General features: G+C 47.9%; 22 protein-coding genes. 12 read left to right on the forward strand and 10 right to left on the reverse strand.

The window, feature by feature from the left end; all coding sequences use genetic code 11:
* Positions 1–23 precede the first annotated feature (23 nt).
* The 4 genes from B156_RS0104255 (at position 24) to B156_RS0104275 (ending at position 5233) form a co-directional block, all read left to right on the forward strand.
* Positions 24–1745: a GH39 family glycosyl hydrolase gene (locus B156_RS0104255; protein WP_018618400.1), complete on the forward strand. Its 1722-nt coding sequence runs from the start codon at positions 24–26 to the stop codon at positions 1743–1745.
* A 78-nt stretch (positions 1746–1823) separates the two neighbouring features.
* Entirely contained in the window at positions 1824–2438 is a 615-nt protein-coding gene (locus B156_RS0104260) for an LEA type 2 family protein (protein ID WP_026260586.1), read from the forward strand.
* Between the two features lie 138 nt (positions 2439–2576).
* Positions 2577–3602: a DUF6807 domain-containing protein gene (locus B156_RS0104270; protein ID WP_018618403.1), complete on the forward strand. Its 1026-nt coding sequence runs from the start codon at positions 2577–2579 to the stop codon at positions 3600–3602.
* Positions 3603–3697: 95 nt separating this feature from the next.
* A complete protein-coding gene (locus tag B156_RS0104275) occupies positions 3698–5233 on the forward strand; it encodes a hypothetical protein (protein WP_026260587.1) in 1536 nt (511 codons plus the stop codon).
* Positions 5234–5345: 112 nt separating this feature from the next.
* Here B156_RS0104275 and B156_RS0104280 read toward each other — a convergent pair whose 3' ends face one another.
* A complete protein-coding gene (locus tag B156_RS0104280) occupies positions 5346–5738 on the reverse strand; it encodes a hypothetical protein (RefSeq protein WP_018618405.1) in 393 nt (130 codons plus the stop codon).
* A 286-nt stretch (positions 5739–6024) separates the two neighbouring features.
* On the opposite strand from B156_RS0104280, the gene B156_RS0104285 reads away from it, so the two are divergent.
* Positions 6025–6717, forward strand: a complete 693-nt coding sequence (locus B156_RS0104285) for a type 1 glutamine amidotransferase domain-containing protein (RefSeq protein WP_026260588.1) — start codon at positions 6025–6027, stop codon at positions 6715–6717.
* A 33-nt stretch (positions 6718–6750) separates the two neighbouring features.
* Here B156_RS0104285 and rfbC read toward each other — a convergent pair whose 3' ends face one another.
* On the reverse strand, positions 6751–7296 hold the full coding sequence (gene rfbC / locus B156_RS0104290; protein ID WP_018618408.1) for a dTDP-4-dehydrorhamnose 3,5-epimerase: 546 nt from the start codon (positions 7294–7296) through the stop codon (positions 6751–6753).
* A gap of 98 nt (positions 7297–7394) precedes the next feature.
* Here rfbC and pyrF point away from each other — a divergent pair, with 98 nt between their 5' ends.
* Positions 7395–8216: an orotidine-5'-phosphate decarboxylase gene (pyrF, locus tag B156_RS0104295; protein ID WP_018618409.1), complete on the forward strand. Its 822-nt coding sequence runs from the start codon at positions 7395–7397 to the stop codon at positions 8214–8216.
* Between the two features lie 67 nt (positions 8217–8283).
* The gene (locus B156_RS0104300; RefSeq protein ID WP_018618410.1) at positions 8284–9576 is read left to right on the forward strand and encodes a DUF2851 family protein; all 1293 of its coding nucleotides are present in this window, start codon (positions 8284–8286) and stop codon (positions 9574–9576) included.
* 63 nt (positions 9577–9639) lie between these two features.
* Here the strand turns inward: B156_RS0104300 and B156_RS0104305 are convergent, their stop codons facing one another.
* The 6 genes from B156_RS0104305 to B156_RS0104330 form a co-directional block, all read right to left on the reverse strand.
* On the reverse strand, positions 9640–10980 hold the full coding sequence (locus B156_RS0104305) for a Gfo/Idh/MocA family protein (RefSeq protein ID WP_018618411.1): 1341 nt from the start codon (positions 10978–10980) through the stop codon (positions 9640–9642).
* A gap of 67 nt (positions 10981–11047) precedes the next feature.
* Positions 11048–11791 (reverse strand): 3-keto-disaccharide hydrolase, encoded by a 744-nt coding sequence (locus B156_RS0104310; protein ID WP_018618412.1) that lies wholly within the window; start codon positions 11789–11791, stop codon positions 11048–11050.
* A gap of 18 nt (positions 11792–11809) precedes the next feature.
* Positions 11810–12736, reverse strand: coding sequence for a sugar phosphate isomerase/epimerase family protein (locus B156_RS0104315; RefSeq protein WP_018618413.1), 927 nt, complete (start codon positions 12734–12736; stop codon positions 11810–11812).
* Positions 12737–12935: 199 nt separating this feature from the next.
* Complete coding sequence (locus B156_RS0104320; RefSeq protein WP_018618414.1) at positions 12936–14627, reverse strand: RagB/SusD family nutrient uptake outer membrane protein; 1692 nt, start codon at positions 14625–14627, stop codon at positions 12936–12938.
* 48 nt (positions 14628–14675) lie between these two features.
* Positions 14676–17780 carry a SusC/RagA family TonB-linked outer membrane protein gene (locus B156_RS0104325; RefSeq protein WP_026260589.1) on the reverse strand — a complete coding sequence of 1035 codons (3105 nt, stop codon included), beginning with the start codon at positions 17778–17780 and terminating at the stop codon, positions 14676–14678.
* 25 nt (positions 17781–17805) lie between these two features.
* Entirely contained in the window at positions 17806–18594 is a 789-nt protein-coding gene (locus B156_RS0104330; protein WP_018618416.1) for a FecR family protein, read from the reverse strand.
* A gap of 522 nt (positions 18595–19116) precedes the next feature.
* On the opposite strand from B156_RS0104330, the gene B156_RS0104335 reads away from it, so the two are divergent.
* Positions 19117–19860: a hypothetical protein gene (locus tag B156_RS0104335; protein ID WP_245563682.1), complete on the forward strand. Its 744-nt coding sequence runs from the start codon at positions 19117–19119 to the stop codon at positions 19858–19860.
* 46 nt (positions 19861–19906) lie between these two features.
* Here the strand turns inward: B156_RS0104335 and B156_RS0104340 are convergent, their stop codons facing one another.
* The gene (locus B156_RS0104340) at positions 19907–20350 is read right to left on the reverse strand and encodes an OsmC family protein (RefSeq protein ID WP_026260590.1); all 444 of its coding nucleotides are present in this window, start codon (positions 20348–20350) and stop codon (positions 19907–19909) included.
* 184 nt (positions 20351–20534) lie between these two features.
* Here B156_RS0104340 and B156_RS0104345 point away from each other — a divergent pair, with 184 nt between their 5' ends.
* From B156_RS0104345 to metK, 4 genes are all read left to right on the forward strand, one after another.
* Complete coding sequence (locus B156_RS0104345; RefSeq protein WP_018618419.1) at positions 20535–21320, forward strand: hypothetical protein; 786 nt, start codon at positions 20535–20537, stop codon at positions 21318–21320.
* 149 nt (positions 21321–21469) lie between these two features.
* Complete coding sequence (gene lipA, locus B156_RS0104350) at positions 21470–22423, forward strand: lipoyl synthase (protein WP_018618420.1); 954 nt, start codon at positions 21470–21472, stop codon at positions 22421–22423.
* 87 nt (positions 22424–22510) lie between these two features.
* Complete coding sequence (locus B156_RS0104355; protein WP_026260592.1) at positions 22511–23662, forward strand: lycopene cyclase family protein; 1152 nt, start codon at positions 22511–22513, stop codon at positions 23660–23662.
* A gap of 84 nt (positions 23663–23746) precedes the next feature.
* On the forward strand, positions 23747–25024 hold the full coding sequence (gene metK / locus B156_RS0104360) for a methionine adenosyltransferase (protein ID WP_018618422.1): 1278 nt from the start codon (positions 23747–23749) through the stop codon (positions 25022–25024).
* A 91-nt stretch (positions 25025–25115) separates the two neighbouring features.
* On the opposite strand, the gene B156_RS0104365 is transcribed toward metK, so the two are convergent.
* On the reverse strand, positions 25116–25493 hold the full coding sequence (locus B156_RS0104365) for an HPF/RaiA family ribosome-associated protein (protein WP_018618423.1): 378 nt from the start codon (positions 25491–25493) through the stop codon (positions 25116–25118).
* Positions 25494–25557 lie beyond the last annotated feature (64 nt).

Consider the following 25557-nt stretch of genomic DNA (forward strand, 5'->3'; position numbering starts at 1 on the left):
TCCCTGTCTGACAATCAACTTTTATGATGCAGAAAAAAACAAAGCCCAGGTTAAAGGCACTAATACTTAGTGGCTGGGCAATCAGTTTATTGGCTCCCAATGCTACACTGGCGCAGACTACCCCTCCACAACCGGTTACGATTGAGGTGGATTTAAACCAGGACAAAGGCCCGTTAGACCCCATTTGGGCCTGGTTTGGGTACGACGAGCCAAACTATACGTACATGAAGGATGGCAAAAAACTGCTCACGGAAATTTCTCAGTTGAGTCGGATACCCGTCAATGTGCGGGCGCACAGCCTGCTCGTAACCGGTGATGGTACTGCGGCCCTGAAATGGGGGTCGACCAATGCCTACACAGAGGATAAGCAGGGAAACCCGGTGTACGACTGGACGATTGTCGACAAAATTTTCGATACGTACATTGAGCGGGGGATGAGGCCCATCGCCCAAATCGGGTTTATGCCCGAAGCACTATCCACAAATCCCCAACCGTACCGCCATCACTGGAAACCCGGCGATAATTACAACGACATTTACCTGGGCTGGGCCTATCCGCCAAAGGATTATACCAAGTGGGGTGAACTGGTTTTTCAATGGGTGAAGCACTCTGTGGCCCGGTACGGCCGTAAAGAGGTAGAAAGCTGGTACTGGGAGTTATGGAATGAGCCGAACATCAGTTACTGGAAAGGTACTACCGACGAGTACATTAAGCTGTACGATTACACCGCCGATGCTGTGAAAAGAGCGTTGCCAACGGCTAAAATGGGTGGTCCTGAAGTAACCGGACCCAACTGGGACGTGTCGGCCAAATTTTTTCGGGCTTTCATGGACCACGTTGTCAGTGGGAAAAACTATGTAACGGGTAAAACGGGTTCGCCCATCGATTTCATTACGTTTCACGCCAAAGGGGCTCCCAAACTGGTGGATGGGCATGTGCAGATGAACATGGGCACGCAACTCCGCGATATTGATAAGGGCTTTGAAATCGTAGCCTCGTACCCGACGCTGAAAAACCTGCCCATCATCATCGGGGAATCGGACCCGGAGGGGTGTGCGGCCTGTTCAGAAGATATGAGTCCGCAAAACGCCTATCGGAATGGCACCATGTACTCTAGCTATACAGCGGCCTCCTTTGCCCGTAAGTATGATTTAGCGCAGGCGCGTGGCGTCAATTTAGCGGGTGCCGTTACCTGGGCGTTTGAATTCGAAGACCAGGCCTGGTTTCGGGGTTTCCGCGATTTAGCCACGAACGGAGTAGATAAGCCGGTACTGAACGTGTTTCGGATGTTTGGTATGATGACCGGCAACCGGGTAGGAGTGAAAAACGGTCTGGCGTACGACTACGCCCGTATTCGGGACCAGAGCGTGCGGGCCGAGGCCGACATCAACGCCCTGGCGACTAAGGACGCTAAAACAGCCGCCGTCATGGTCTGGAATTACCACGACGATAACCTGCCAGCTTCCGATACGCCCGTTTCTATTCGTATTTCGGGTGTACCCGTTCAACGGGTTTTGGTTCAGCATTACCGTATCGATAAGCAGTTCAGCAATTCGTACGAAGCCTGGAAAAAGATGGGATCGCCCAAAACGCCGACCTCTGAGCAGATAACCGAACTGGAAAAAGCCGGACAACTCCAGTTACTTACCTCGCCCGAATGGGTAACCGTAAAGGACGGCAACGTAATGCTCACTATGGCATTGCCGCGTCAGGGTGTATCATTGTTGAAACTTTCCTGGGAGTAAATCCGTCTAACGGAAGTCTATCGACAATTAAACCAAACCCTTTTCTCCCTGTCGAACGTTTATCTAAAAAAATCAATGATGAAAAAATCCCTCGTTTTAGTTTTGCTCGTGCTGCCCCTGTTTTTTAGTCAGTGCAGCGTAAACCAGCAGATTTCGCAGGCCAAAACCCTGGGAGACTGTAAATACAATATTGTTTCGGCCGATAGCGTATTGCTGGCGGGGACGGATGTGAGGCAGTTTCAGTTCAGTAAACTCGAAGACCTGACCCGTTATCCCAGACTGGCGGCCGGTCTGCTTTTACGGAATGTGCCGCTAAGTGCCCGTATCAATCTCGGCATCAGAAACCCTACGGCCAAACTAGCGGGCATCAATCAGATGGAGTACAAAATTCTGCTGGCCGGTCAGGAGTTATTCACCGGGTTTTTGAATCAGCGTATCGAGGTGCAACCCGGTAGTACGACTACCATACCTATTCGGTTAAGTACGAATGCCTATCAGTTGATTACCGACGGAGCTACCCGCGACGCCTTTGTTCAACTGGTACAAAACTTAGGCGGGGCGGCTGATACCCAACCCTCTAAACTGACGGTTAAACTGAAGCCAACGCTGGCATTGGGCGATAAAGCTGTCAACTATCCGGGGTATATTACCATCGAGCAGGAAATAACCAACAAAACTATAACGGGTAATTAAGGGTATTGTGGCCCTATCTAATCCTTTTACGTTGTATTCGGTAGCATTTGACTCGCCCCGGCTTTTTTTTCCGGGGCGGCTTTTTTAGCTTGCTTTAGATTAAGCAATAAATTTTTCATCTTGATCAATTATTAATCAATGCGTTATTACTTTACTGCCCTGCTGTTATTCAGCCTGATCGCATCGGTCAGTGCTCAATCCAATACGATTCAGATTACGCATAACGAAGCGAAAAAACAGGTTACGGTTACGGTAGACGGTAAGCCCTTTACGGCCTACATTTATCCTGGTCCGGCGGTGCTGAAAAAGCCGGTTTTATACCCAATTATGTCGGCTGGCGGTAACTTCATTACGCGGGGCTGGCCACTCGCCCCCCGCCCGAACGAGCGTACCGATCACCCGCATCATGTGGGCATGTGGTTCAATTATGGCGATGTAAACGGGCATGATTTCTGGAATAATTCAAACGAAATCAGCCCCAGTTTCAAAGGGCCTTTCGGGACTATTGTTCATACAGGCGTGAAGTCAATGAAAAGTGGTAAGGGCAAAGGAGTGCTGGTCGTTACGTCTGACTGGCTCGATAAAGACGGGAAACCCATGCTTCAGGAAACAACAACCTACAATTTTATAGCTAGTACTGACAACCGCACGATTGAGCGTGTCACCGTGCTAAAAGCCACGGATAAGGACGTTGAATTTAAAGACAACAAAGAAGGTATGATTGCCTTACGAGTGGCCCGCCAGCTGGAACAGCCTTCCACCAAGCCCGAAGTGTTTACGGATGCCCAGGGTATTGCTACGAAAGTGCCGATGTTGAACAATGAAGGCGTAACGGGTTTATACCACAGTAGTGAGGGAGTGAAAGGCGATGACGTATGGGGAACCCGGGCTAAATGGATGAAATTGACTGGTAAGGTCAACAACGAAACACTTTCGGTGGCACTGATCGATAATCCACAGAATATAGGCTATCCAACCTATTGGCACGCTCGGGGGTATGGTCTGTTTGCGGCCAATCCGCTGGCACCATCCATCATGAGTAGTGGGAAAGACTCTGCCATGAACTACACGTTACCAGCGGGGAAAGCCGTTACGTTTCGGCATCGGCTGGTGATTCAATCGGGCGAACTGACTGATTCTGCTCTGAGTCAATTGACGAAGTAGTAAAAACCACCCCGTTGGCAAATATCAACAGATGAGTTTTCTGGCATCTTATTTGTAAGTTGGGCTAAACAGTACATCAAATTGTGTAGGTTATTATGGCCCGTATTTCTTCCAGGCATTTTCTAAGTTGGATTTATCTGCTTGCTGCTGCCGCTACGCTAACGGTTCCTCAACTCCATGCGCAGCCTCGCATCAGACCTACATCCCCAACACTAGCTGCACCAGTTGTAAAGTCGTTACGGCAGGCAGCAGACGGGTTGCAAACGATTGAAAATGATCAGATTAGGGTTGGAGTCAACACGAATGCTGGTGGAGCTATTACGTACCTTGCTTTTGTTAATAACCAGGGTGGTAATGTGAACACCCGAAACATGGTTAGTAACCCCGATTTAGGTCGTCAGATTCAGATAGGCCTGTATAGTGGCCCCATTAATTATTCGGACGCTACCGGCTGGACAAACCTGGGGTGGGATCCAATCCAGGCTGGTGACGCCTTCGGTTATCCGTCAAAGGTGATTGCCTTCGAGCGGGGTGATAATTTGTTGTACGTTAAAACCATACCCAACCAGTGGGGCGTACCGAACGAACCTGGCGAAGCTACAATTGAACACTGGGTTCGCCTGGAGGGGAATGTGGTGAAGGTGCATGCCAAAGTGGTCATGTTCCGAAGTGATAAAACCCAGTACGTTGCTCGTCAGCAGGAGCTCCCCTGTGTCTATTTGACCGGCGATTACCATAATATGTGGTATTACAGCCATGGTTCACCCTATACGAATGGCGATTTAACCCTGTCCCGTATCCAACCACCTGCCACTGCCATGTTTGGGGACGTATTTCCTACCGAGCCCTGGATGGCAACGACTAACGCCAATGGCTATGGGGTTGGATTGTACGTGCCGAATAACTTCTCCTGGAAAAGAGGCTATTTCGGATCTGACCTGAGTGGGGATGAACACAGTTTTGAAGCTTCTTATATTGCTGCTACGAACTACGTTGTTCTTGATCACAACCTGGTTTATGAGTGGGATTACGAATTGATTATGGGAAACCTGAATACGATTCGTTCTTACGTGTACAACAAACCCCGGTCAGCTTCCGGACCTAATTACGTGTTTGATAATTCGCGCCATGGCTGGTTCTATGAATCGGCGACAGATACCGGATTTCCCCTCTCGGGTAAACTGCACGTTAATCTGACCGATGCGTCGCGGTCGCATATCAGCTCACCGTTTGTTTTCTGGAAGGGGCGCGATAATCCTAAGATTTATCTTCGGGCGGCCTTCAAAACGCTCAGCGATACGTTTCGCATGAAATGGCGACTGAGCGATGAAACGACCACCTATGGCGATAAATTCATTGATTTCCCAATTATCAACGATGGTCAGTTTCATACGTACGTCATCGATGTGAGTAACCAGCAAAATTGGCTCAACAGCAACATTGGGCAATTAATGTTCGAAACGACGGCTACGGCAAACGGGAATGACTTATGGGCAGAATTTGCCTCCATTTCTACCAACACGGATACCCCTGCACCTACCCCCCAGCCCCCTGTGGTTACGATTCCCTGCGACCCTAGCTGTTCTATATTTACCGTGCAGAAACTTCAGTACAATCGTCCCAAGCGATAACATTGGAATAGAGAAAAGCGGGTCAGCCTGATGAAACGGTGCTGACCCGCTTTTCTTTGGTAAAAACGCTGCTTACCAAACCGCAGAGCCTGGGCAACAGGGTAGCATCCCGCTAATTAAGATGGACCAGGGCCGAACGATAAACACGACCGTCCAGTGATTGCATCCACGTACGCAAGACCTCATTTTCCTGAGTGGCCCGACCAAGCTCACTGTCAATCTGCCGAAGCAGGAAAAGGAGTTGATGGATGTGTTGCCATTGAATGTCCAGGGGATCTATACCGCACGTTGTCGGTTGCTTATGAACCTCCTGCGTGAGCTGGCGCAAACTCATCTTAAGGTGATACCGTAATATAATCAGCCTGCTGGCCATTGGTAGTCCTTTCGGATTACGTTCCAGATGGGAAATGCCCTTGGCCATCACATTATTACGTTGCTGAAGTTGATCGGATACGATCATCCAGGCATGTTCGGCCTGAAGTAATTCATAAGAAATCCTTTTCATGTCGATTAGCACAGTACGGTATAGTAATAATACAGAACTAAATATACGTTATTTACCCGGTATATTTGTTAAATCGGCAAATATATATTGGCGAAAAAGTCGTTTCCTGAATTATTATACTAACGATTTACTTGTTTACCCAATATCCGTACAAGGAACGTTGGCGCAGCAAACGGTTATCATCAGTTTGTGAACCTGCTTTATCTGCTGATTGGGGGTGGGGAGGTTTACACTAAACTCTTTATATTCGCCCTGAATGTGGGGTTTCCCTCAAACTGCCTTTTTTATGGATCCTATCTACCGTGCCCTAATCGTTTGTACAAACCATACGGACTATCCGACCAAGGCCCACAAAACAGGTTTATGGCTGAGTGAAGCTACTCATTTCTACGATGAATTAGCCGACCGGAATTTACCTTACGACATTGCCAGTCAAAACGGGGGACCTATAGCCATCGACGAGAAAAGCGTTGACAGGCGCGATACAACAGACGAAAAATGGTATAACAACCCGATATTTAGATCGAAACTGGCGAATTCCCTAAAGCTGGATGATATTGATCCCGCCAATTATCAAATCATCTATTTTACCGGTGGGCACGGTACCATGTGGGACTTTCCCAATAATCAGTCAATCCAGCGAATTACGCAGTATATGTACGAAAATGGAGGAATGATAGCCGCTGTTGGTCACGGTGTAAGTGCCTTGCTCAACGTTACCCTGTCTGACGGGAGTTTATTGGTGGAAAACCGCCAGATAACGGGTTTCTCCAATACGGAAGAAAAACTCGTTCGACTGGATGGGGAGGTGCCTTTTTTGCTTGAGGATGCTTTACGGCAGAAAAAAGCGCTGTACAGCAAAAATCTTATTCCGTTTCTGCCCTATATTGAAGTTGACGAACGGCTAGTAACCGGACAAAATCCGTTATCAGCCCGGAAAGTAGGTCGTAAAGTATTAGAAGAGATGTATGAGAAATAGGCCAGAACAACAGCGTAAATCGTTCTGTATTCCTTAAACGACCGATTGAGCCATTACTTCCCGTAAGGTTTTTAATTCCTGGTCTTTCTCTGAAACAATAGGATCTTCTACGCCCCAGTTGATATTCAGGTCTGGGTCGTTCCAGATAATGCCCGATTCGGCCGCTTTGTTATATACATTCGTGCATTTGTAACTGAATACACTGTCTTCCAGTGCTACAAATCCATGCGCAAAACCTTCCGGAACGTACGCCATGTTGGCCAGTTTGGCATCCAGCAAAAAGGTTTCATACTGACCGAAGGTGGGTGAATCAGGCCGTAGATCAACGGCAATATCCAGAACCTGACCGCTGACAACCCGAACCAGTTTTCCCTGCACAAAAGGTTCGTTCTGCATGTGTAACCCCCGCAAAACACCCTTAACAGAAAAGGACTGATTGTCCTGTACGAAATCCATTGGCAAGCCTAAGGATATGAACAGGGGCTTGTTATACGACTCAAAAAAATGGCCGCGTTCATCCTCAAATACGCGTGGAATCAATTCAATCAGGCCCTCAATGGCCGTTTGGCGGACTTGCATAGAAGTTAGTTACGTGTCTTTAGGCAAATTTATGAAACCAATACCGTAAGTCGTACTTTTGGCCCAATCATTTTAGGGTTTTGATTACACGATTTCGCATGACTTACCAGGAACTGAACCACCAGATTTTTCAAAAACAGTCGTACCTCTGCGTCGGTCTGGACACTGACATCCGTAAAATTCCTTCTCATTTGCTGACAGAATCTGATCCTGTCTTTGCTTTTAATAAAGCCATAATTGATGCTACTGCGGATGTAGCTGTGGCGTATAAACCCAATATTGCCTTTTATGAAGCGCAGGGACCTCGTGGTTGGGAAAGCCTACAGAAAACAATAGAGTATATTCCCCGAACTATCTTCACCATTGCCGATGCTAAACGGGGTGACATTGGTAACACATCGGATTTGTACGCCCGTACGTTCTTTGACCCCACGGCTGCGGGTTTAACCTTCGATTCAGTAACGGTAGCTCCGTATATGGGGCATGATTCTGTACTGCCTTTTCTGAACTACCCGGGCAAGTGGGTTATCTTGCTGGCCCTAACATCAAACCCCGGGAGTGCAGATTTCCAACGGCAATCGGTAGACGACCAGGAGCTTTTTGAACTGGTTATCGGACAGGCTCAAATCTGGGCCGACCCCGAAAAACTGATGTTTGTGGTAGGCGCTACGCAGGCAAAAGAATTGAAGCGAATTCGGGAAATAGCGCCCAAAAATTTTCTGCTCGTGCCGGGTGTAGGAGCGCAGGGAGGGTCGCTGGCCGACGTATCCCGTTATGGACTCACCCCCGACGGTGGATTGCTGGTAAACGCTTCCAGAAGCATTCTGTACGCATCTAGTGGGCCTGATTTTGCGGAGCGGGCGCGAAATAAAGCAGAAATTCTGCAACGAGAAATGGCCACCTACTTAGCCGGAATCTGAGTTCCTTAAACCGGTTTTTATTTGTGTATATTAGGGCCTGCCAACGTGGCTGCTGACCCTGTTTACCGTGCCTGAATCTTTCCTTTATTTTATCTGGCAGTACCAGTACTTCAATAAGGCCAGCCTTGCCACTACGGATGGCGAAGTAATACAAGTATTGCACACAGGTTTCAGGAACTATGATGCCGGTCCCGATTTTACCCACGCCCGCTTGCTCATCAATGAAGTAGAATGGGTAGGTACGGTAGAAATGCACTGCCGTACGTCGGATTGGCTCTCGCACCGTCACCAGCATGACCGGGCTTACGATAATGTGATTCTGCATGTTGTATGGCAGGATGACCGGTCTACCAATGGTCGCCGGGTAGATCGCACCAATGGAACAGCGCTACCAACACTCGAACTAAGCCCCCTTACCGACGTAGCATTGCTAGACCGGTTTCATGCGCTGAATGATGCGGTGGACAGTATCCCCTGTGCCGGGCAATTCAGGGCTGTGTCACCCCTGCGTATTACATCCATGCTGGATAAAGCTATGCTGCAACGGCTCGAACGAAAAGCAACGGCTGTGCGGCTTGTGTTTGAGCAAACGAATGGCGACTGGGAAGAAACAGCCTACCGGATGCTGGCCATAAATATGGGGTTTAAAATTAATGCAGACCCTATGGAACAACTCAGTCGGGCGGTGCCGCTAAAGGCTATTCTGAAACACCGGGATGCATTGCATCAGGTGGAGGCCCTGTTATTCGGTACCGCTGGCTTGCTGGCCCTGGAGGAGGCCGATGAGTACATTGTTATGTTGCAGCGGGAGTATCGGTTTCTGGCTGCTAAATATTCCCTTGCAGACAGGCAGGTAGAAGCCCATGCCTGGAAATGGGGACGGCTACGACCCGCCAATTTTCCAACGCTGCGTTTGGCTCAGCTAGCCCGCTTATTGACTAATCAGGGTAGCTTATTCTCGCTTTTTGCCGATATGATGGATACCGAAACACTCTTATCGGTCTTGCAGGTACAGCCATCTGCTTACTGGCAATCGCATTATCGATTCGGTAAAACGACGGAGAAGCCTGCGCCAGCACTTGGGCAGACTTCGGCTGAGAATATTGTGGTGAATACCGTGGTGCCGTTACTGGCAGCTTACGCGCACCACCGGGGCGAGCCGGCTTACATTGACCGGGCTATCAGTTTGCTGGAGGGGCTGCCAGCCGAAAAAAATCACCTGACAGATAAATGGAATACGCTGGGGCTAGGTATCCGAACGGCGTTCGATTCGCAGGCCGCCATTGAACTTCACAATGAATTTTGCGCCGTTAAAAAGTGCCTGAGTTGCCAGGTAGGCGCGGAGTTGTTAAAAAAATGATGAGTTATGAATGATGAATAGGTTCGGAAGAAACATCGTTCATCATTCATAACTCATCATTTTTTAGCTAATTACCATATCCTGCTTCGTGGCATCCCATGTAACGCGTTTGCCCGTGTGCAGAGCTGTAGTTGCCATGATGTTGGCCACAGAGTGGTTAAAACCTACCCGGGCAGGTGCATTTGGCTCTTTACGGCTACGTACGCACTCCATCCAGTTGAGCATGTGCAGGGATGTCATTGGATCACCACCAGTATTGGCCGATGTTTCCATTTTGGCTGCTTCGCCGAGTGACATGGTTGGAAGCAGGTTAGCCTGCATGTTCATGTCTTTGGCGTATTTGGCTTCCAGACCACCCTCTGGCGAGATTTTATTCGTGTCGAGGTTAATCATACCCCCGTTTGAGAAATAATATTCCTTTACCCCACCGGCTTCATTGTTCATGCGGGAGGAGTAGAGCACCTGGAAACCTTTGGTTTTATCATTATCCGGGCCGTAATCAAATACCGCCGTGAAGGTGTCGGGATTTACCCGGCCATCTTTCCAGCTATAAATACCCCCATTGGCCACTACCGAACGGGGATGATCCAGTCCGCTGAACCAGTGTACAGTATCAATCTGGTGCGACATCCACTGGCCCGGAATACCCGACGAGTACGGATAGAACAACCGGAATTCGAGGTACTTACGCGGATCCCATTCCGTCTTGGGCCGGTTGAGCTGATACCGGTCCCAATCCGTATCTTCCTTGCGAATTTCAGAAACTAATTTAGGACGACGCCACCGGCCGGGCTGATTTACATTCCAGGTCATTTCAACCATGGTTATATCGCCAAACTTGCCGGACCGGATAAAATCATTGGCCTGGTGGTAATTGGGTGCCGACCGGCGCTGCGAACCAACCTGTACAATCTTCTTTGAGCTTTCTACGGCCTTAACGGCTTTGCGGGCATCGTCCAGGGCTTCGGCGAAGGGCTTTTCGCAGTAGGCATCCCGTCCCGATTCAACGGCGGCTGCGCAATGCAATGCGTGCTGAAAATCGGCGGTAGAGATGATAACGGCGTCAACGTCTTTCCGGTCAAGAAGCTCATCATTGTTGCGGGCTTTGAAGAAGGAGCTATCGTTAAGCCCTTTACCTTTCAGATACTGTTCTGCTTCGTCGCGACGGCGATTCCAGATGTCGGAAACACCAACGAAGGCAAAGTTCTGGGCTTTTGCATGTTCAGCAAAAGCGGGCGCCAGCGACTGCCGGAACCTATCCGAGAAGCCGATGATACCTACCCGAACGCGGTCATTAGAACCTATAATTCGGTTATAACTACTGGCCGAGACACCCACCGTTGGTAGTGCCAGCCCCAAACCGGCCACTGCCGATTTCTTTATAAACTCACGACGATTTTCCATATGGTTCAAGCTTAATAGAAAGATAGTGTTATATGCACAAAGGCAAAAAACAGGTAAGTTTTGTTCTTTATAACGATTTAATCTTGATGTTTCGGAAATAAACCCGATTACCATGGTCCTGAAGCAGAATATGTCCCCTGGGTGCTTCGCCAAATCGACCATTGGCGTTGTAGGAAGGTGCTTTATATTTGCTCAAAGCTACGGCATCCCGGAAGTTGGCGCTACCCCGGTCGTAGTCAACAACTTTTTTGCCATTCAGCCAGTGTTCTACGTGATTACCTTTCGAAACGACGCGCCCTGTATTCCACTCCCCAATTGGATTGGCTTTTTTACCACTTGCCGGTATCAGATCATACAGTGAACCTACAGTTCGGTTTCCATTACGTCCCAATTTGGCATCAGGGTGTTTGTCATCATCCAGAACCTGGTATTCCAGGCCGTAAGCAGATCCCTTCGGTTTGGGTTTTTGTTCCACGACGAAGTACTTGAGGCCACTATTCGCCCCATCCGTTAGTTTGAAGTCGAACATCAGGTCAAAGTCACTGTATTCACCATCCGTTACAATGTCGCCAAAGCTCTCGGATTCGGAGCCATTGGATTGCTGAATGGTGAGCATACCATCCATTACATCCCAGCCTTTTGCCGGAAACTTATCGGTATAAGCACCCCGCCAACCATTCGTCGTTTTACCATCGAAAAGTAGTTTCCAGCCCTCTTTTTTCTCCTTGGCTGTTAGTGTATTAGGTGTTTGAGGTTCTGTCGCGGCCATCAGACCCGATAACAGAAGACCGAAAACAAGTAGTTTTTTCATAGTTGTTATCGCAAAAACTTACAAAGGATGATTCAGTGTCTTAGTGATATACTCCTTATTGATTTCAGCGCACTCCTTTGGGGTTTTATCCTTTTCGGGAACACCATCCAGCTCAACGATTCCCCAGCCTTTAAACTTGATATCATCCAGTGCTTTAAATACGGCTGGTACATCCACATTGCCCCGACCCAGTTCCACGAATTTATACGCTTTCGTGTTGTCTTTATTATCGGGCAGGGGCGACATTGTATCCTTCAAATGGAGCGCATAAATAATGTCTTTGTATTGTTTTACCGCCTTTTCGGGCTGACCACCCCCCTGTTTGTAATGGGCAATGTCCAGCTCCAGTTTCACGTATTTCGGATTCATGGCCTGCACAATCACATCTACTTCCTCGGGCGTTTCGCCAAGCTGGTGCATGTGGTTGTGGTAGGTTGCCTGGACACCTAAATCCGCGGTTTGCTTACCAATCTCGTTCATCACTGTAGCTAACCGCTTTAATTCCTCTGTAGTAGGCATCCGGTCTTTAGGCCGGGCCGAGTTGGTTAGCTGAATGGCCGACCCTCCCAGGGCTTTCACAAAACTGGCATGAGCAACGTGGGTATCAATCGTGCTCTGTTCTTTGGCCGGGTCTATCTCAACATTTCCGCTGGAAAACATAGCCAGCGCCAGGTGATGCTGATCAAGCAGAGCTTTCAATACAGACGGTTTAGCTCGATAAGGCCCAAACGTATTGGCCCGAATCTGAATACCATGATAACCAAGTGCCGCCAGATCCGTAATGGCTTGGGCATCATTCCCTCCCCACGTAATGGAAGAATAGGCTATTTTTAATCCTGGGGCTATAACTGACCGGGCAAACGCCTTATCAGCCGCAAGGGCTAGGCCAAGTGTGGATAGCCCCGCTGTAGTCAGAAATTGGCGCCTGTTAACAGATTCGTTCATGATGCACTGAGAGAATAATAATTAATAGTAACCACTTGTATGGTTACCGATAGTGGTTAAAATGACACGCTTTCTAAACGAGACTACTTATAATAAGCACAATATGTAGTTGTTCTACTACTGTAAAAGAGCAAAAGAGTGAACGAGTTGGAACCTATAGGGTAGGTTTTCACTCGTTCACTCTTCGTGCATTCAGTTATTAATAGCCTGGATTCTGCGCAAAACCAGGGCTGCCATCAGCCGCTTTCTCCGTTCGATCAATCTGGGTTTGCGGAATTGGACGCAGGTTGCTGGTTTCTTTCACGTTAGCAGCTCCGTCGGGGTTATATAACTTAACCCGCTCAACCAAATTTCCCCACCGTTTTAAATCCATCCACCGGGTTTGCTCACCGGCCAGTTCGCGGGCCCGCTCCTGATAAATCATTTCCATATTCATTTCAGCAGGGGTAATGATCATGGCGGCTTCCTTACCTGGGTAGGCAGCTCGCTGACGTACTACATTGATCGCATCTACAGCCGCCTGGGTCTGGCCAAGTCTAAACTGCGCTTCAGCCAGGATAAGATACGTTTCAGCTAAACGGAAGGCTAGATAATCGCGGCTGCCAGGCTCATACGTTAAGTCAGGACGCTGTGGATCGAGGAATTTTTGCAGCGTTGGAAACAGAGCTGCTGTATAGGCACTTGGTACCAACACCTGATAAGGCTTGGCAGCCCGCTGCGCTAATGTCCATTCAACACCCGGAATGTAAATGGCGGTGTCTCCCGCTTTCAATGTCATCTTGGCCTTACTGTTATCAAAAGAGGTATTAAGGTTGGCGCCGGGGTTGTTGCTCAACCACGTATCTTTAAACGTCTTTTTATAGCGCGAATCGTTTACCCGGTCTTTAAAGACGGTTTCAAGCAGGTAAGTCGTTGGACGCAGTCGCTTAAAGGGTCGGTCATTGGCAATATCCCGTTTCAAACCCGGCTGTACGTCATACTGCATGCCGAAGTACAAATGGAGTTTGTTTCCCTCACCATTGTTCGTATTTAACGAGTTTACGTTCGTTAGCGGGTCTGAGGTATACTGTACGGCGAAAATGACTTCGTCATTAATTTCCCCGGAGCCTTGTGCAAATACACTGGCAAAATCGGGCAGCAGTTTAAACCCGTAATTTTTAATGACACTCTGAGCATACGTTACTGCTTTGCTGTAATCATCAGCCGCTTTGGCCGATGAGGTTGCTTTGGTCAGGTACACACGCGCCAGCAGATGTTCAGCCGCGGGTTTGGTGGCCCGGCCATAATCAGCTGCCCGGATTTTAGGCTCTAAATCGGCAATAGCGGCTTCCAGATCAGCAATGATCGATTTATAAATATCTGCTTCAGATGCCCGCTTGGTTACCTTCGTAGGCCCCAGGGTTTCCGTCAACCGCAAGTCGACCCCACCCCATTGCTGAACCAGAATAAAGTAGTAGTGCGCCCGTAGAAACTTCATTTCAGCCACACGCAGTTTACGGACCGCATCGGAAACCGTAGCGGCCGGAGCGCGTTCAATAACCGCATTACAGGTATTAATACCTTTGTACAGTTCTTCCCAAACCTGCTGGAGAATATCCACGAAGCTATTTATTTGGGTGTCGTAAAAATGAAACCCTTTATAACTTCCATCGGCACCAGCCTGATAAATATCCGTACCATATTCGGTCATGGTCAGTCCACGCTCCGATGCATAGAAATTCCGAAGCGATGAGTAAGCAGCTTTACTGGCATCTTCAAAACCTTTCGGGGTATTGATGTAATCATTCCCGATAGCAGAGATTACTTTTTCATCCAGTATATCCTTACACGCCTGCCCACTGAGGAGTAAGGCTGTAAGTGCCAAAATTCGAATTGATTGTATTGATTTCATTTTTGTATACAGATTTACAAACACGTAGGTAAAGAAAGGCCCAGGCGCTTAGAATTTTACGTTTAAACCGAAGGTAGCAACCCGGGTAGCCGGTACGACGCCGTTACTAATGGTACCATCAGACGTTTCAGGATCCACACCGTTATACGTTGAGCGGTAAGAAGAGAAAATGAAAGGCTGCTGGATGCTGGTAAATAACCGCAACGACTGCAATCTGAGCTTCGAGGTGATTTTGTTAGGGAACGTATACCCAAAGTTGATATTCCGCACCTTTACGAATGACCCATCGAAGTAAATGATAGCTGTGTTATAGACCGGGAACTCCTGGCTGGAGTTAGGACGGGGAAACTCGTTTGTTGGGTTATTTGGTGTCCAGTAATCAACCTTGATTTGCTGATAACGGCCGGCTAACTGGTTATTGTCCCGGTGGAAACCACTCAGAATGGTCTGGCCAATTCGGGCATAAACAAAGAACGACAGGTCAAATCCTTTGTAATTAAACCGGTTGGTAATACCACCACTAAAAGTTGGAATGTCGGAGCCTAAGAATACACGGTCGTCAGCTGTAATCTTACCGTCGTTATTAGTGTCCTGTACTTTAATCTGACCAACTGAACTCTGGTACGATTTGGCAGCATCGGCTTCATTGGTCTGCCAGATACCTGCTTTTTTGTAATCGTAATACTCTGTTAGGGGTTTGCCAATGAACCGCTTATTTCCAACATCATCGATTGGGCCGTTGAACAATGAGATGATAGCTTCTGTGTTCTTGGTGAACGTAACATCCGTAGTCCACTTAAAACCTCCGCTGGTGTTCATGTTTACCGACGATATACTGGCCTCAAACCCTTTGTTCTGCGTTTCGCCAATATTTCGGGTTACCGAGTTAAAGCCAATGGAAGTAGGCAATAAATCAGATAGCAACAGGTCTGTTGTGTTAGTTTGATAGAGCTCCATAGAACCGGCTAACCGACCCCGCCAGAAGCTAAAATCAACCCCTACGTTCGTCGTCGTTGATGTTTCCCAGTGCAGGTCATCATTACCAATTGTTTCAGGACGATACCCGTAAGCTGGCGTATTCCCCCAGGCATATACGGTACGTCCCAGTAATCCCTGCGTTTGATAAGGAGCCACGCCCTGGTTACCCACTGAGCCACGGCTAACCCGTAATTTCAGCAGGTCGATCCAAGAAATGCTTTTCATGAAATCTTCATTGCTGATATTCCAGCCTAAAGCAATACCAGGGAAGTTACCGTATTTGGTATTTTCTCCAAACCGGCTCGACCCATCCCGGCGCAGGGTAGCCGTTACCAGGTACTTGTCTTTGTAGTCGTAGTTAATACGGCCCATGTACGAGTTTATCGTCCATTGAATCAGGTTACTGCCTACACCCAGTACAGAACTGGCATTGCCTTCATTATAGAACTGCTGCGATTCGGCCGGAACACCCTGCACTGAAATGTTATTCTGCTCGAAATTATCCCGCTGAATAGACTGTAGAGCTGTTACACCAAAATTGTGATCACCAAATTTCTTATTGTACGTTAATACATTCTCCAGCGTGTAATTGAACCCAAATGCGCTCAGGGTCTGGGCTTGAGGGTCACCAAACTTCCGGGCGTTGGTTTGGGCACCAATGAAGCGGCCGAACCGATTGATGGTGAAATCAGGGCCAAAATTAACCCGGTACTTTAACCCATCAATAATGTCGACTTCTGCATAAATACTGTTGAAAATACGATACTTTTTTCTATTTTCCACTTGAGCGCCCGGCACAATTTCGGCAAGTGGATTGGTTAGTAAAGCATCATTTGTTGGCGAGAAAATCAGATTCCCGTTGTCATCGTAGGGGCGGCCAAGTGGATTTTGCTGAAGAGTAAAGTTGTACGGGTTCAGGCCCTCTCCATTTCGCACACTGTACATCATATACGATGAAAGTCCCACTTTGAGTACCTTATTAATCCGGTGGTCAATATTAGCACGCAACGAGTAGCGGGTGAAATCAAGTAAAGGCATGATGCCTTTATCCAGGAAGTATCCTGCTGAAATGTAGAATTGCGTTTTCTCATTACCGCCCTGCACACCCAGCGAGTGATTCTGCTGAAAGCCCTGCTTCAAAATTAACGATTGCCAATCTGTGTTCCGACCAGCGGCAATACCGGCCGCTACGTTCGGGTCACCACCTAAAACGGCAACTTTAGAGTCAGCATACGCATCGGTTACGCCCGTCGGAACAGGATTGCCATTGGCATCTTTATAGTTGCCCGTAGTACGATAAGCCTCACGAACATATTCCGCAAATTCGGGACCACTAAACAGGTGTACTTTATCCAGGGCATTTGTAACACCAGCATAAGTATCGTAACTGATTACGGTTTTACCCACCGAGTTGCCCCGTTTTGTTGTTACCAGCACAACGCCATTGGCACCCCGTGCGCCATAGATAGCGGTGGCGGTAGCATCTTTCAGGATTTCCATCGACGCGATGTCGTTGGGGTTAATATCCTCGTAACCTGCTGACAGGGGGATTCCGTCCACTACGTACAGTGGATCGTTACCCGCATTAAACGAACGACGACCCCGAATCCGAATGGTTGGCACCGAACCAGGGCGGCTTCCAGATTGTGCTACGTCAACCCCGGCTACCCGTCCCTGCATGGCCTGACCCAGGTTCGTGATAGGCATTTCGGTAATTTGCTTCGACGAAACGGTCGATATTGCCCCGGTAGTCTGGCTTTTTTTCTGAGAACCGTAACCCACAACGATAACTTCATTCAGCGCACGGGTATCGGTCTCAACTTTAACGTTGATAGTCGACTTGTTACCTACTGTAATTTCCTGGGTTATAGAACCCACGGATGAAAACACCAGAACGGCTTGTGCGTTAGGGACGCTGATGCTGTAATCCCCATTGGCATCGGTAGTAGTACCACGTGTGGTGCCTTTTACGGCTACGTTTACGCCTGGTAATGGCGTGTTGTCATCTGCTGAAAGGACTCTACCCGATACAGAGCGATCCTGAGCAGGGTTTTCGGTTACTGGCCGGCCTGTAGGTGGCGCGCTAAATGCTGGCTGACCGACAAGCGTAAGCGCTGTCAGACCAAGCATTGGAAGCCACGACCGCCGTGAAAAGTGAGTAATTGTTGTCTGCATTGTAGGTATAAGTAAGAGTTGATTTTTAAGGTAAAGATTTGGTTAAATCACTGGCTATCTCAATCGAATCGCCGGGTTTGAGTTGAATTGATTGCTGTTTTTTAAGTAGTACGTTCACCTGCCCGGAGGCCAGTGCTACACAGGTGCCCGTTGGGTTTTGCCGCACCCGAAAGGCTGTACCTACTGCTTCTATAGTAAAGTCGGGCAAATGCACCCGAAACAACCGGGAGGAGGAGGTATCATTTCGGTGTGCAATCGAAAAGTCAGCTTCTCCATTCAGCCATACTGCCCTGGGGGTTTCATCGGCCCACCGGCGTGCGTATCGAACCGTACTGTTCGGATGCAGCGTCATGTATGAATTGTCAGGCAACCGTATTTCTTTGGTCTGATTGGCCGGTGTACTAATCGTCCAGACATTTTGGTCGGGTCCATACTGCATCCAGAGAGCCCAGCCAACCAATAGCAATACGCCCAACAGGGCCGCAACGGTTCTAATAAAATACCACCATCCAATAACCGCTCTTACATCGGCTTGTAAAGGGCGCAAATCTTCCAGCGTTTGTAACGAACCCCGGATTCGGCCCCAAAGTGACGAAACTTCTTCTATTGATAAAGCTGGTAATATGGACTGGCCTCCTTCATCAATCAGCCTTCGAGCCGTTTCAGCCGTTTCAGCACAATCCGGGTTTTGGTTCAACCAGTTTTGCCAATAAGCCTCTACCTCGTCGTCGTCGGGAAATTGTACCCAACGAACAAAGAGGTCATCGAGGGCAAGCTCCTCAACGCTATAGGCAGAGTATGGCTTATTTGACACGGCGTATGACTAGTTCGTGTTAACCAAAGCCACTATTCTAAGGGTTTCTACTCACTATAAACTTTATCCTTCCTCGAAAACTACCATTGGTGAAATGGGGTTAATTGTGGACAATTCTTTGATATGGTCTTTATCTATGTTATTGGACTTTATCGAAATGTACATATAATATTGAATAGAAAATAAGATATAACGAATATTTTATCTGGTTTTTTTTATGCAAACGTTACCGGCAACGCTACCGGATAGGAAATGCACAAGAATTAATTGTGCAGAATAGCTAAGAAAGTACTCACTAGAAATTTTTGGAGTGCCATAAGACGCAAAATATGATGCTAAAAAATTGTATTTATCTAAGATAGCGTACCAGATGAAGATGCACATTCGGATAGATGTTTGACGATAGGTAACCGGTAATGGAGTGGCTCTGTCCAACCATTCAACCTGTCCATTGTTACAAGTGGTGTAAATGATACACAACTCATGCAATTCAAGTGGATTTTAGGCGGACTCTGTATAAGCTTGCTTTATTTAGGTTCTGGTACAGGTGCTTCCGCTCAGTCTGCTACGGATATTGAACCACCCACTGCCCCAACCGCCGAAACTTCTCAAAGCAGTAGTCCCAATTCACTAACGTTTACGGCTTCGACAGACCAGCGGTTCTTTTTCTTCAATGACACTCGTACGGAAGATAATCGACGGGTTCCGGTGAGTGTTTATGGGATACGCGCTGGATTCTTGTTTCCCGCCCAGCGCGAACGCCCGGCTCTTGGAAGTGAACGGGTAGCCAGTTTTAAGGCAGGGGCAGGATTTTATTTTGTAAATCAGCGTCTCGATATACCAGGGTTATTACCGGGTACATTAGAATCAGTTACGCGCCATTTACGCATTGCTACGGTTTACTATGAACGCTTCCTGTTGCGCCGGAAGGCCTTCGAAGTAAGTATGCCTGTGGAGTTTGGTTATGGCCATTCGCGTTACGAACGCATTGATGACCAGGCTAATAAGTATGAAGTGGCCCGAGGGATATTTCTCCCTTTGGGGGTAGGGGTCTCTGCCAGTTATCAGTTTCCACCCATCCGCTGGTTTCGACCGATACACTGGTTTGGTATAAATGTACTGACGGGGTATCGGTTTATCCTTAAAAAGGATATTCCTGATAGCCAGATTAACTACACAGGCTTGTATATATCGGTTGGACCATCCTTCTTTCTCGAAAACCTGGTGGCAGATGTTAAACAATGGCGTCAAAAACGAAAAAAGTAGTCGGCTGATACTCCCTGATGCGCTGCCATTTTGATAAAGCGAGTGGTCAGGCCATTACGCCTTCTTCCCAGCGAAGACTCACTTTTTGCTCGATATCGGGGTGTAGGCTAATGGCCACAGGGCAAGTGTGAGTGATAGTCTCCAGCCGGGTTCGAATGGCTTCTTCAGGAATAAAAGGTGTACCATTGTGACTGGCACGTAGAACCAAGTCTATGTCAATACGAGCAATGCGTCGGGGTGGCTCACTGGTCATTACTTTGGTTACGGCTAACTGACTGCCTTTTAGGTCGATGTCTTCCCGTCGGGCAAAGATAGCCATGGTCGTTATAATGCAGGTGCCGAGCGCGTTGGCCACCAGATCAGTGGGCGAAAAGGCTTCGCCTAAACCCTGATTATCAGTTGGGGCATCTGTGTTTATGTGTGTGCCGGACTGTATGTGTACACAATCGGTACGTAGCCCACCCAGGTAATCAATATGAATCGTTGCCATAGAAAAAAGGAAGTTGATCAGCGGGACGGTAGTAGCTGACGCATCAACTCTTACCAACTGACTCACAGGTCGACTTGTTAACTGGGTTCAAACATATGAATAATGGGATAGTTACACTAATTGTGGGAGTGGATTTTGTGAATAATAGTAAAATTGAGTAGCTTTAATTCAGGATTTTACGGCAATGCGAACACTATACAGATTACTTGGACTTTCGATTGGTTACCTGTTACTGTCAGGGCAAATTTCCAATGCGCAAAACAATGATGGCGAGGATGACAATTACCCAACGGTAACCACATTCGGCCTGACCACGAATACAAATTCGGGTATTGTGGGCGGCTTCTCTTTTCGGAAAGTGAAGCTGTTGCCGGGTACGCTTTTGGGAATGCCCCAGTATAGTTACCTCAGCGTTGAACTGGTGAATGTAAAGCACCCCAAAGAAATTCAATCATCCCTCAATAATATTGGGTCACGCTACATTGATGGCAAAGAAAATTATTTGTTTGTCCTCCGTCCGCAGTATGGCCGGGAGATACGGTTGTTCCAGCGAAATAGTGATGAAGGCATTGCTGTCAGCGGGATTTTGGCCGCTGGCCCTTCGCTGGGTATCATCAAGCCCTACTATGTAGAAGTAACCTCAGGGAACACCTCCCGGAATGTGCCGGTTTCACAGTTGAATGGGTCTACAACTGCCACCGGCGAGGTAATTACCGGGGCGGGTGGATTCTTCCAGGGGCTGAGTGATTCCAAACTAACCGTCGGGTTAAACGTAAAGGCGGCATTAAGTTTTGAACTCAGCGCTTTTAGAGCCAATACGACCGGGGTAGAGGTAGGGTTCCTGGCCGAAGCATTTCCAAATAAAATTCTTATCATTCCCAATAACAGCCCCAATGGTAACCGTTCAGACGGAAACCGAAGTTTCTTCACCTCTGCTTATATTACCCTGTTTTTCGGAAGTAAAAAATGAATCAGTTAGGTACCGGTGAGTTAGCCGGTAAGCTGGCTACATGACCAACTAATTGACTCACTGGCCAACTAATCAGCTGACCAACTCTTTAATCATTTCCTGAACTTTACGGGCGAAAAACGAATTTTCCTGAAAAGGATTGAGGAGCTATGATTGAATTACCCATAATACCCTCTCAGGTACAAACGAACCGGTCGGGAAGCCGCATCCCGGGGATTGGCACCTCGGAAAGCCATATCTCTACCGATGCGGAGCCTGTACGGAGGAAACGCCCTGACTGGTTACGCGTGAAACTGCCAATCGGACCGGAATACGCCAAAGTCCGCAAATTGGTTGATGAGCACAAACTGCATACGATTTGTGAGAGTGGAAACTGTCCGAATATGGGTGAATGCTGGGGCGCTGGTACTGCTACGTTCATGATTCTGGGCAATGTTTGTACCCGGAGCTGCACGTTCTGTGCAGTGGCAACCGGCCGACCAAACGAATATGATACTGACGAACCCCGGCGCGTGGCCGAAGCCATTGTGCTGATGAAGGTCAAACACGCTGTTATCACATCGGTCAATCGGGATGAATTAAAAGACCGGGGTGCCGAAATCTGGTACCAAACCGTCCGACTGATTAAAGAAGCATCGCCCACTACCACCATCGAAACCCTTATTCCCGATACAAAAGGAAACTGGGAAGCCCTTGAACGAATGATTTCAGCCGGGCAGGAGGTTGTTTCGCACAACATGGAAACCGTGGAACGACTATACCGTCGTGTACGCCCGCAAGCCCGCTACGAACGGAGCCTGGAGCAAATTCGCCGGACGAAGAGCTACGGGCAGCGCACGAAGTCGGGAATTATGCTTGGTTTGGGCGAAACGCCGGAAGAAGTATTTAAGGCGATGGACGATTTGGTCAGTAACGGACTCGATATTCTTACCCTGGGCCAGTACCTTCAACCGACAAAAATGCACCACGAAGTCATCGAATGGATTCACCCCGAAACGTTTGCCATGTATAAAGAAGAAGGGCTGAAGCGTGGGTTAAAGTACGTGGAATCAGGCCCCCTGGTCAGGTCGAGCTACCACGCTGAGAAGCACGTAGACGTGTAACGCAGGGTATCATTTAAAAACAACTAAGCTTTTCTATTACTTAAAGAAGTGAGTCCGGGCCGGGAGTTCGGACTTTTTCTTTACTGCATGAAAAAATACGACTTTATCATTGCCGGAGGGGGCATGGCAGGATTGAGTCTGGCTTATCACCTAAGTCAGTCACCATTGCGTGACCGTAGTATACTCATCCTGGACCGGGAGTCGAAGGACCGTAACGACCGAACCTGGTGTTTTTGGGAGCGAGCGCCCGGTCCGTTTGAGTCTATTCTGTTTAGAACCTGGAATAATGTCAGCTTTCATGGCACCACGTATGCCGGGCAATTGGGTATGGGACCGTATCAGTACAAAATGCTGCGCGGTATTGACTTCTACGACTTCGTGAAAGCAGAGCTGGCCAAATACCCGAATATTGAGCAAAAACAGGCTACTATCGAACGGATCAGAGACACACCACAGGGAGCTTTTGTAATCGCTGCGGAGGAGCCATATATTGCCGACTATGTGTTTGATAGTACATTCTCGCTCCAACTGAACAGGCCCGAAAACCACAATCTGCTCCAACATTTTAAAGGCTGGTTTATTACCACAGAAAAGCCCTGTTTCAACCCGGCTCAACCCGAAATTATGGACTTCCGGACTGAGCAGCACGGCGATTGTCGTTTCCTGTATGTGTTACCTTTCGATGAAAAAACGGCCTTAGTTGAGTTTACGCTCTTTAACGACAAACTCCTGACGGATGCTGAATATGAAACCGAATTGCGCCAGTACATCGATCGGTTTCTGGATGCGGGCACCTACAGTATTTATGATACCGAGTATGGGGTTATTCCGATGTCGGATGTGCCAACACAGGAGAACCCATCCGACCACATCGTTCGAATTGGTACATCAGGCGGATTTACCAAACCGTCTTCAGGGTATACATTTCAGCGTACCCAACGGTATTTGCAGTGTATTGTCCAGAACTTGGCTGCTACTGGCAAACCGCATCGGTCCTTACCCTGGTTCAAGAGCCGCTTTTTGCTATATGATAGTATTTTCCTGAACGTACTGGAAAAACATCGCTACCCTGCCGATGATATTTTTACCAGAGTGTACACGAGAAACCCAGGTCGCGTTTTTACCTTTTTAGACGAAGACACGCGGTTTTTTGAGGAACTGAGGCTGTTTTCCACCATGCCTAAATGGCCATTTATCGTCGCGTTTTTCGATGTAATGCGCCGTAAATTATTCGGTTAGCAAATGAGGTGCTAATTCATCGTTTGACCCTTGCTCATAAACGTGTAGCTTTGCGGTTTAAAATCAAGCTATACGCAAAGCGAAATGCCTTATCTTTTCACTTCCGAGTCTGTTTCCGAGGGACATCCCGACAAAGTCGCTGATCAAATCTCCGACGCATTAATTGATAACTTTCTGGCGTTTGATCCTTCCAGCAAGGTAGCCTGCGAAACACTCGTGACAACGGGCCAGGTTGTATTGGCCGGCGAGATTAAAACCGACACGTATCTGGACGTTCAAAAAATCACGCGTGAGGTAATCCGTAAAATAGGCTATACCAAAAGCGAATACATGTTCGAGGCTAACTCGTGTGGTATTTTTTCGGCCCTGCATGACCAGTCGGCCGATATTAACCAGGGTGTTGACCGGGAGGTAGCCAAAGACGATTTTGAGTCGAAAGCCAACGCTCAGGGCGCGGGTGATCAGGGTATGATGTTTGGATACGCCACCAACGAGACGGACAATTACATGCCGTTACCGCTTGATCTGGCCCATGCCATCCTGCGGGAAATGTCGCATATTCGCAACAACGAAAGTGATCTGATGCCTTATCTGCGACCCGATGCCAAATCGCAGGTAACGATTGAATATTCAGATGACGACCAGCCAACCCGTATCGATACGATCGTTGTATCGACTCAGCACGACGATTTTGCAGATGACGACACGATGCTGGCCAAAATCAAAGAGGACATCATCAACATCGTAATTCCTCGGGTCAAAGCCGCACAGAAAGCTGAATTACAAGGTTTGTTTGACGGTGATATTACGTATTATATCAATCCAACCGGCAAGTTTGTTATCGGTGGTCCCCACGGCGATACGGGGCTAACCGGTCGTAAAATTATTGTAGATACATACGGCGGTAAAGGTGCTCACGGTGGTGGTGCCTTTTCGGGTAAAGACCCGTCTAAAGTAGACCGGTCGGCGGCCTATGCAACGCGGCACATTGCCAAAAATCTTGTCGCTGCCGGTCTGTGCGATCAGGTGTTGGTGCAGGTATCCTACGCCATTGGTGTTGCCAAGCCCTGTGGTTTATATGTCAATACGTACGGCACCTCCAAGGTGGATATAAATGATGGTGCTATTGCCGAAAAGGTGGCTGAAATTTTCGATATGCGTCCCTACGCTATCGAGCAACGTCTCAAACTTCGTAACCCTATCTACTCAGAAACCGCTGCCTATGGTCACATGGGGCGTAAAAACGAAGTAGTGAAAAAAACCTTCGGTTCCAATGGTCAGATGATTGAATTGGAGGTTGAGTTGTTTACCTGGGAAAAGCTGGATTTTGTTGATAAAATAAAAGCTGCTTTTAGCCTGTAAGAGATTGTAAAGCAGGTTATATCACGCCTACAATAGCGAAAGCCACTCCGTATGGAGTGGCTTTCGCTATTGTAGGATTCGTTAAATTTTCCTACAACTCATCCGACTCATAAATCTCATCCTCTACGTCTACCTGCGATTTGGCTTCAGTAATGGCTGGACTGGATATGTTGTTGCGCTTCTGTTTGAACCGAACGAGTTTGTCTTTCAAAACATCCATTATTCGATCCGTTGCGCATTCAAAGCTTTTATCTTGTTCTTTGACGAATAACTCTTTGCCAGGCAGCAGTAGTCTAACCTCAACTACTTTGTCTTTGACCTTGTTGGAGTCGGCGCCTTCTAATCTTAGAAACACCTCTCCACTAATAATTCGGTCGTGGAATGTGTCTAACTTATCAAGTTTAGCCTGGATGAAATCTAACAGGCTCTGATCTGCCGTAAACTTAACGGCGTGCATTTGTAGTCTCATTGTGTCGCGTTTTAAGTGAATTGATACGAAGAACATCAATGGACTGCCTAAGTTTGGCGTTATG

This window comes from Spirosoma luteum DSM 19990, assembly GCF_000374065.1.
Lineage (GTDB): Bacteria > Bacteroidota > Bacteroidia > Cytophagales > Spirosomataceae > Spirosoma > Spirosoma luteum.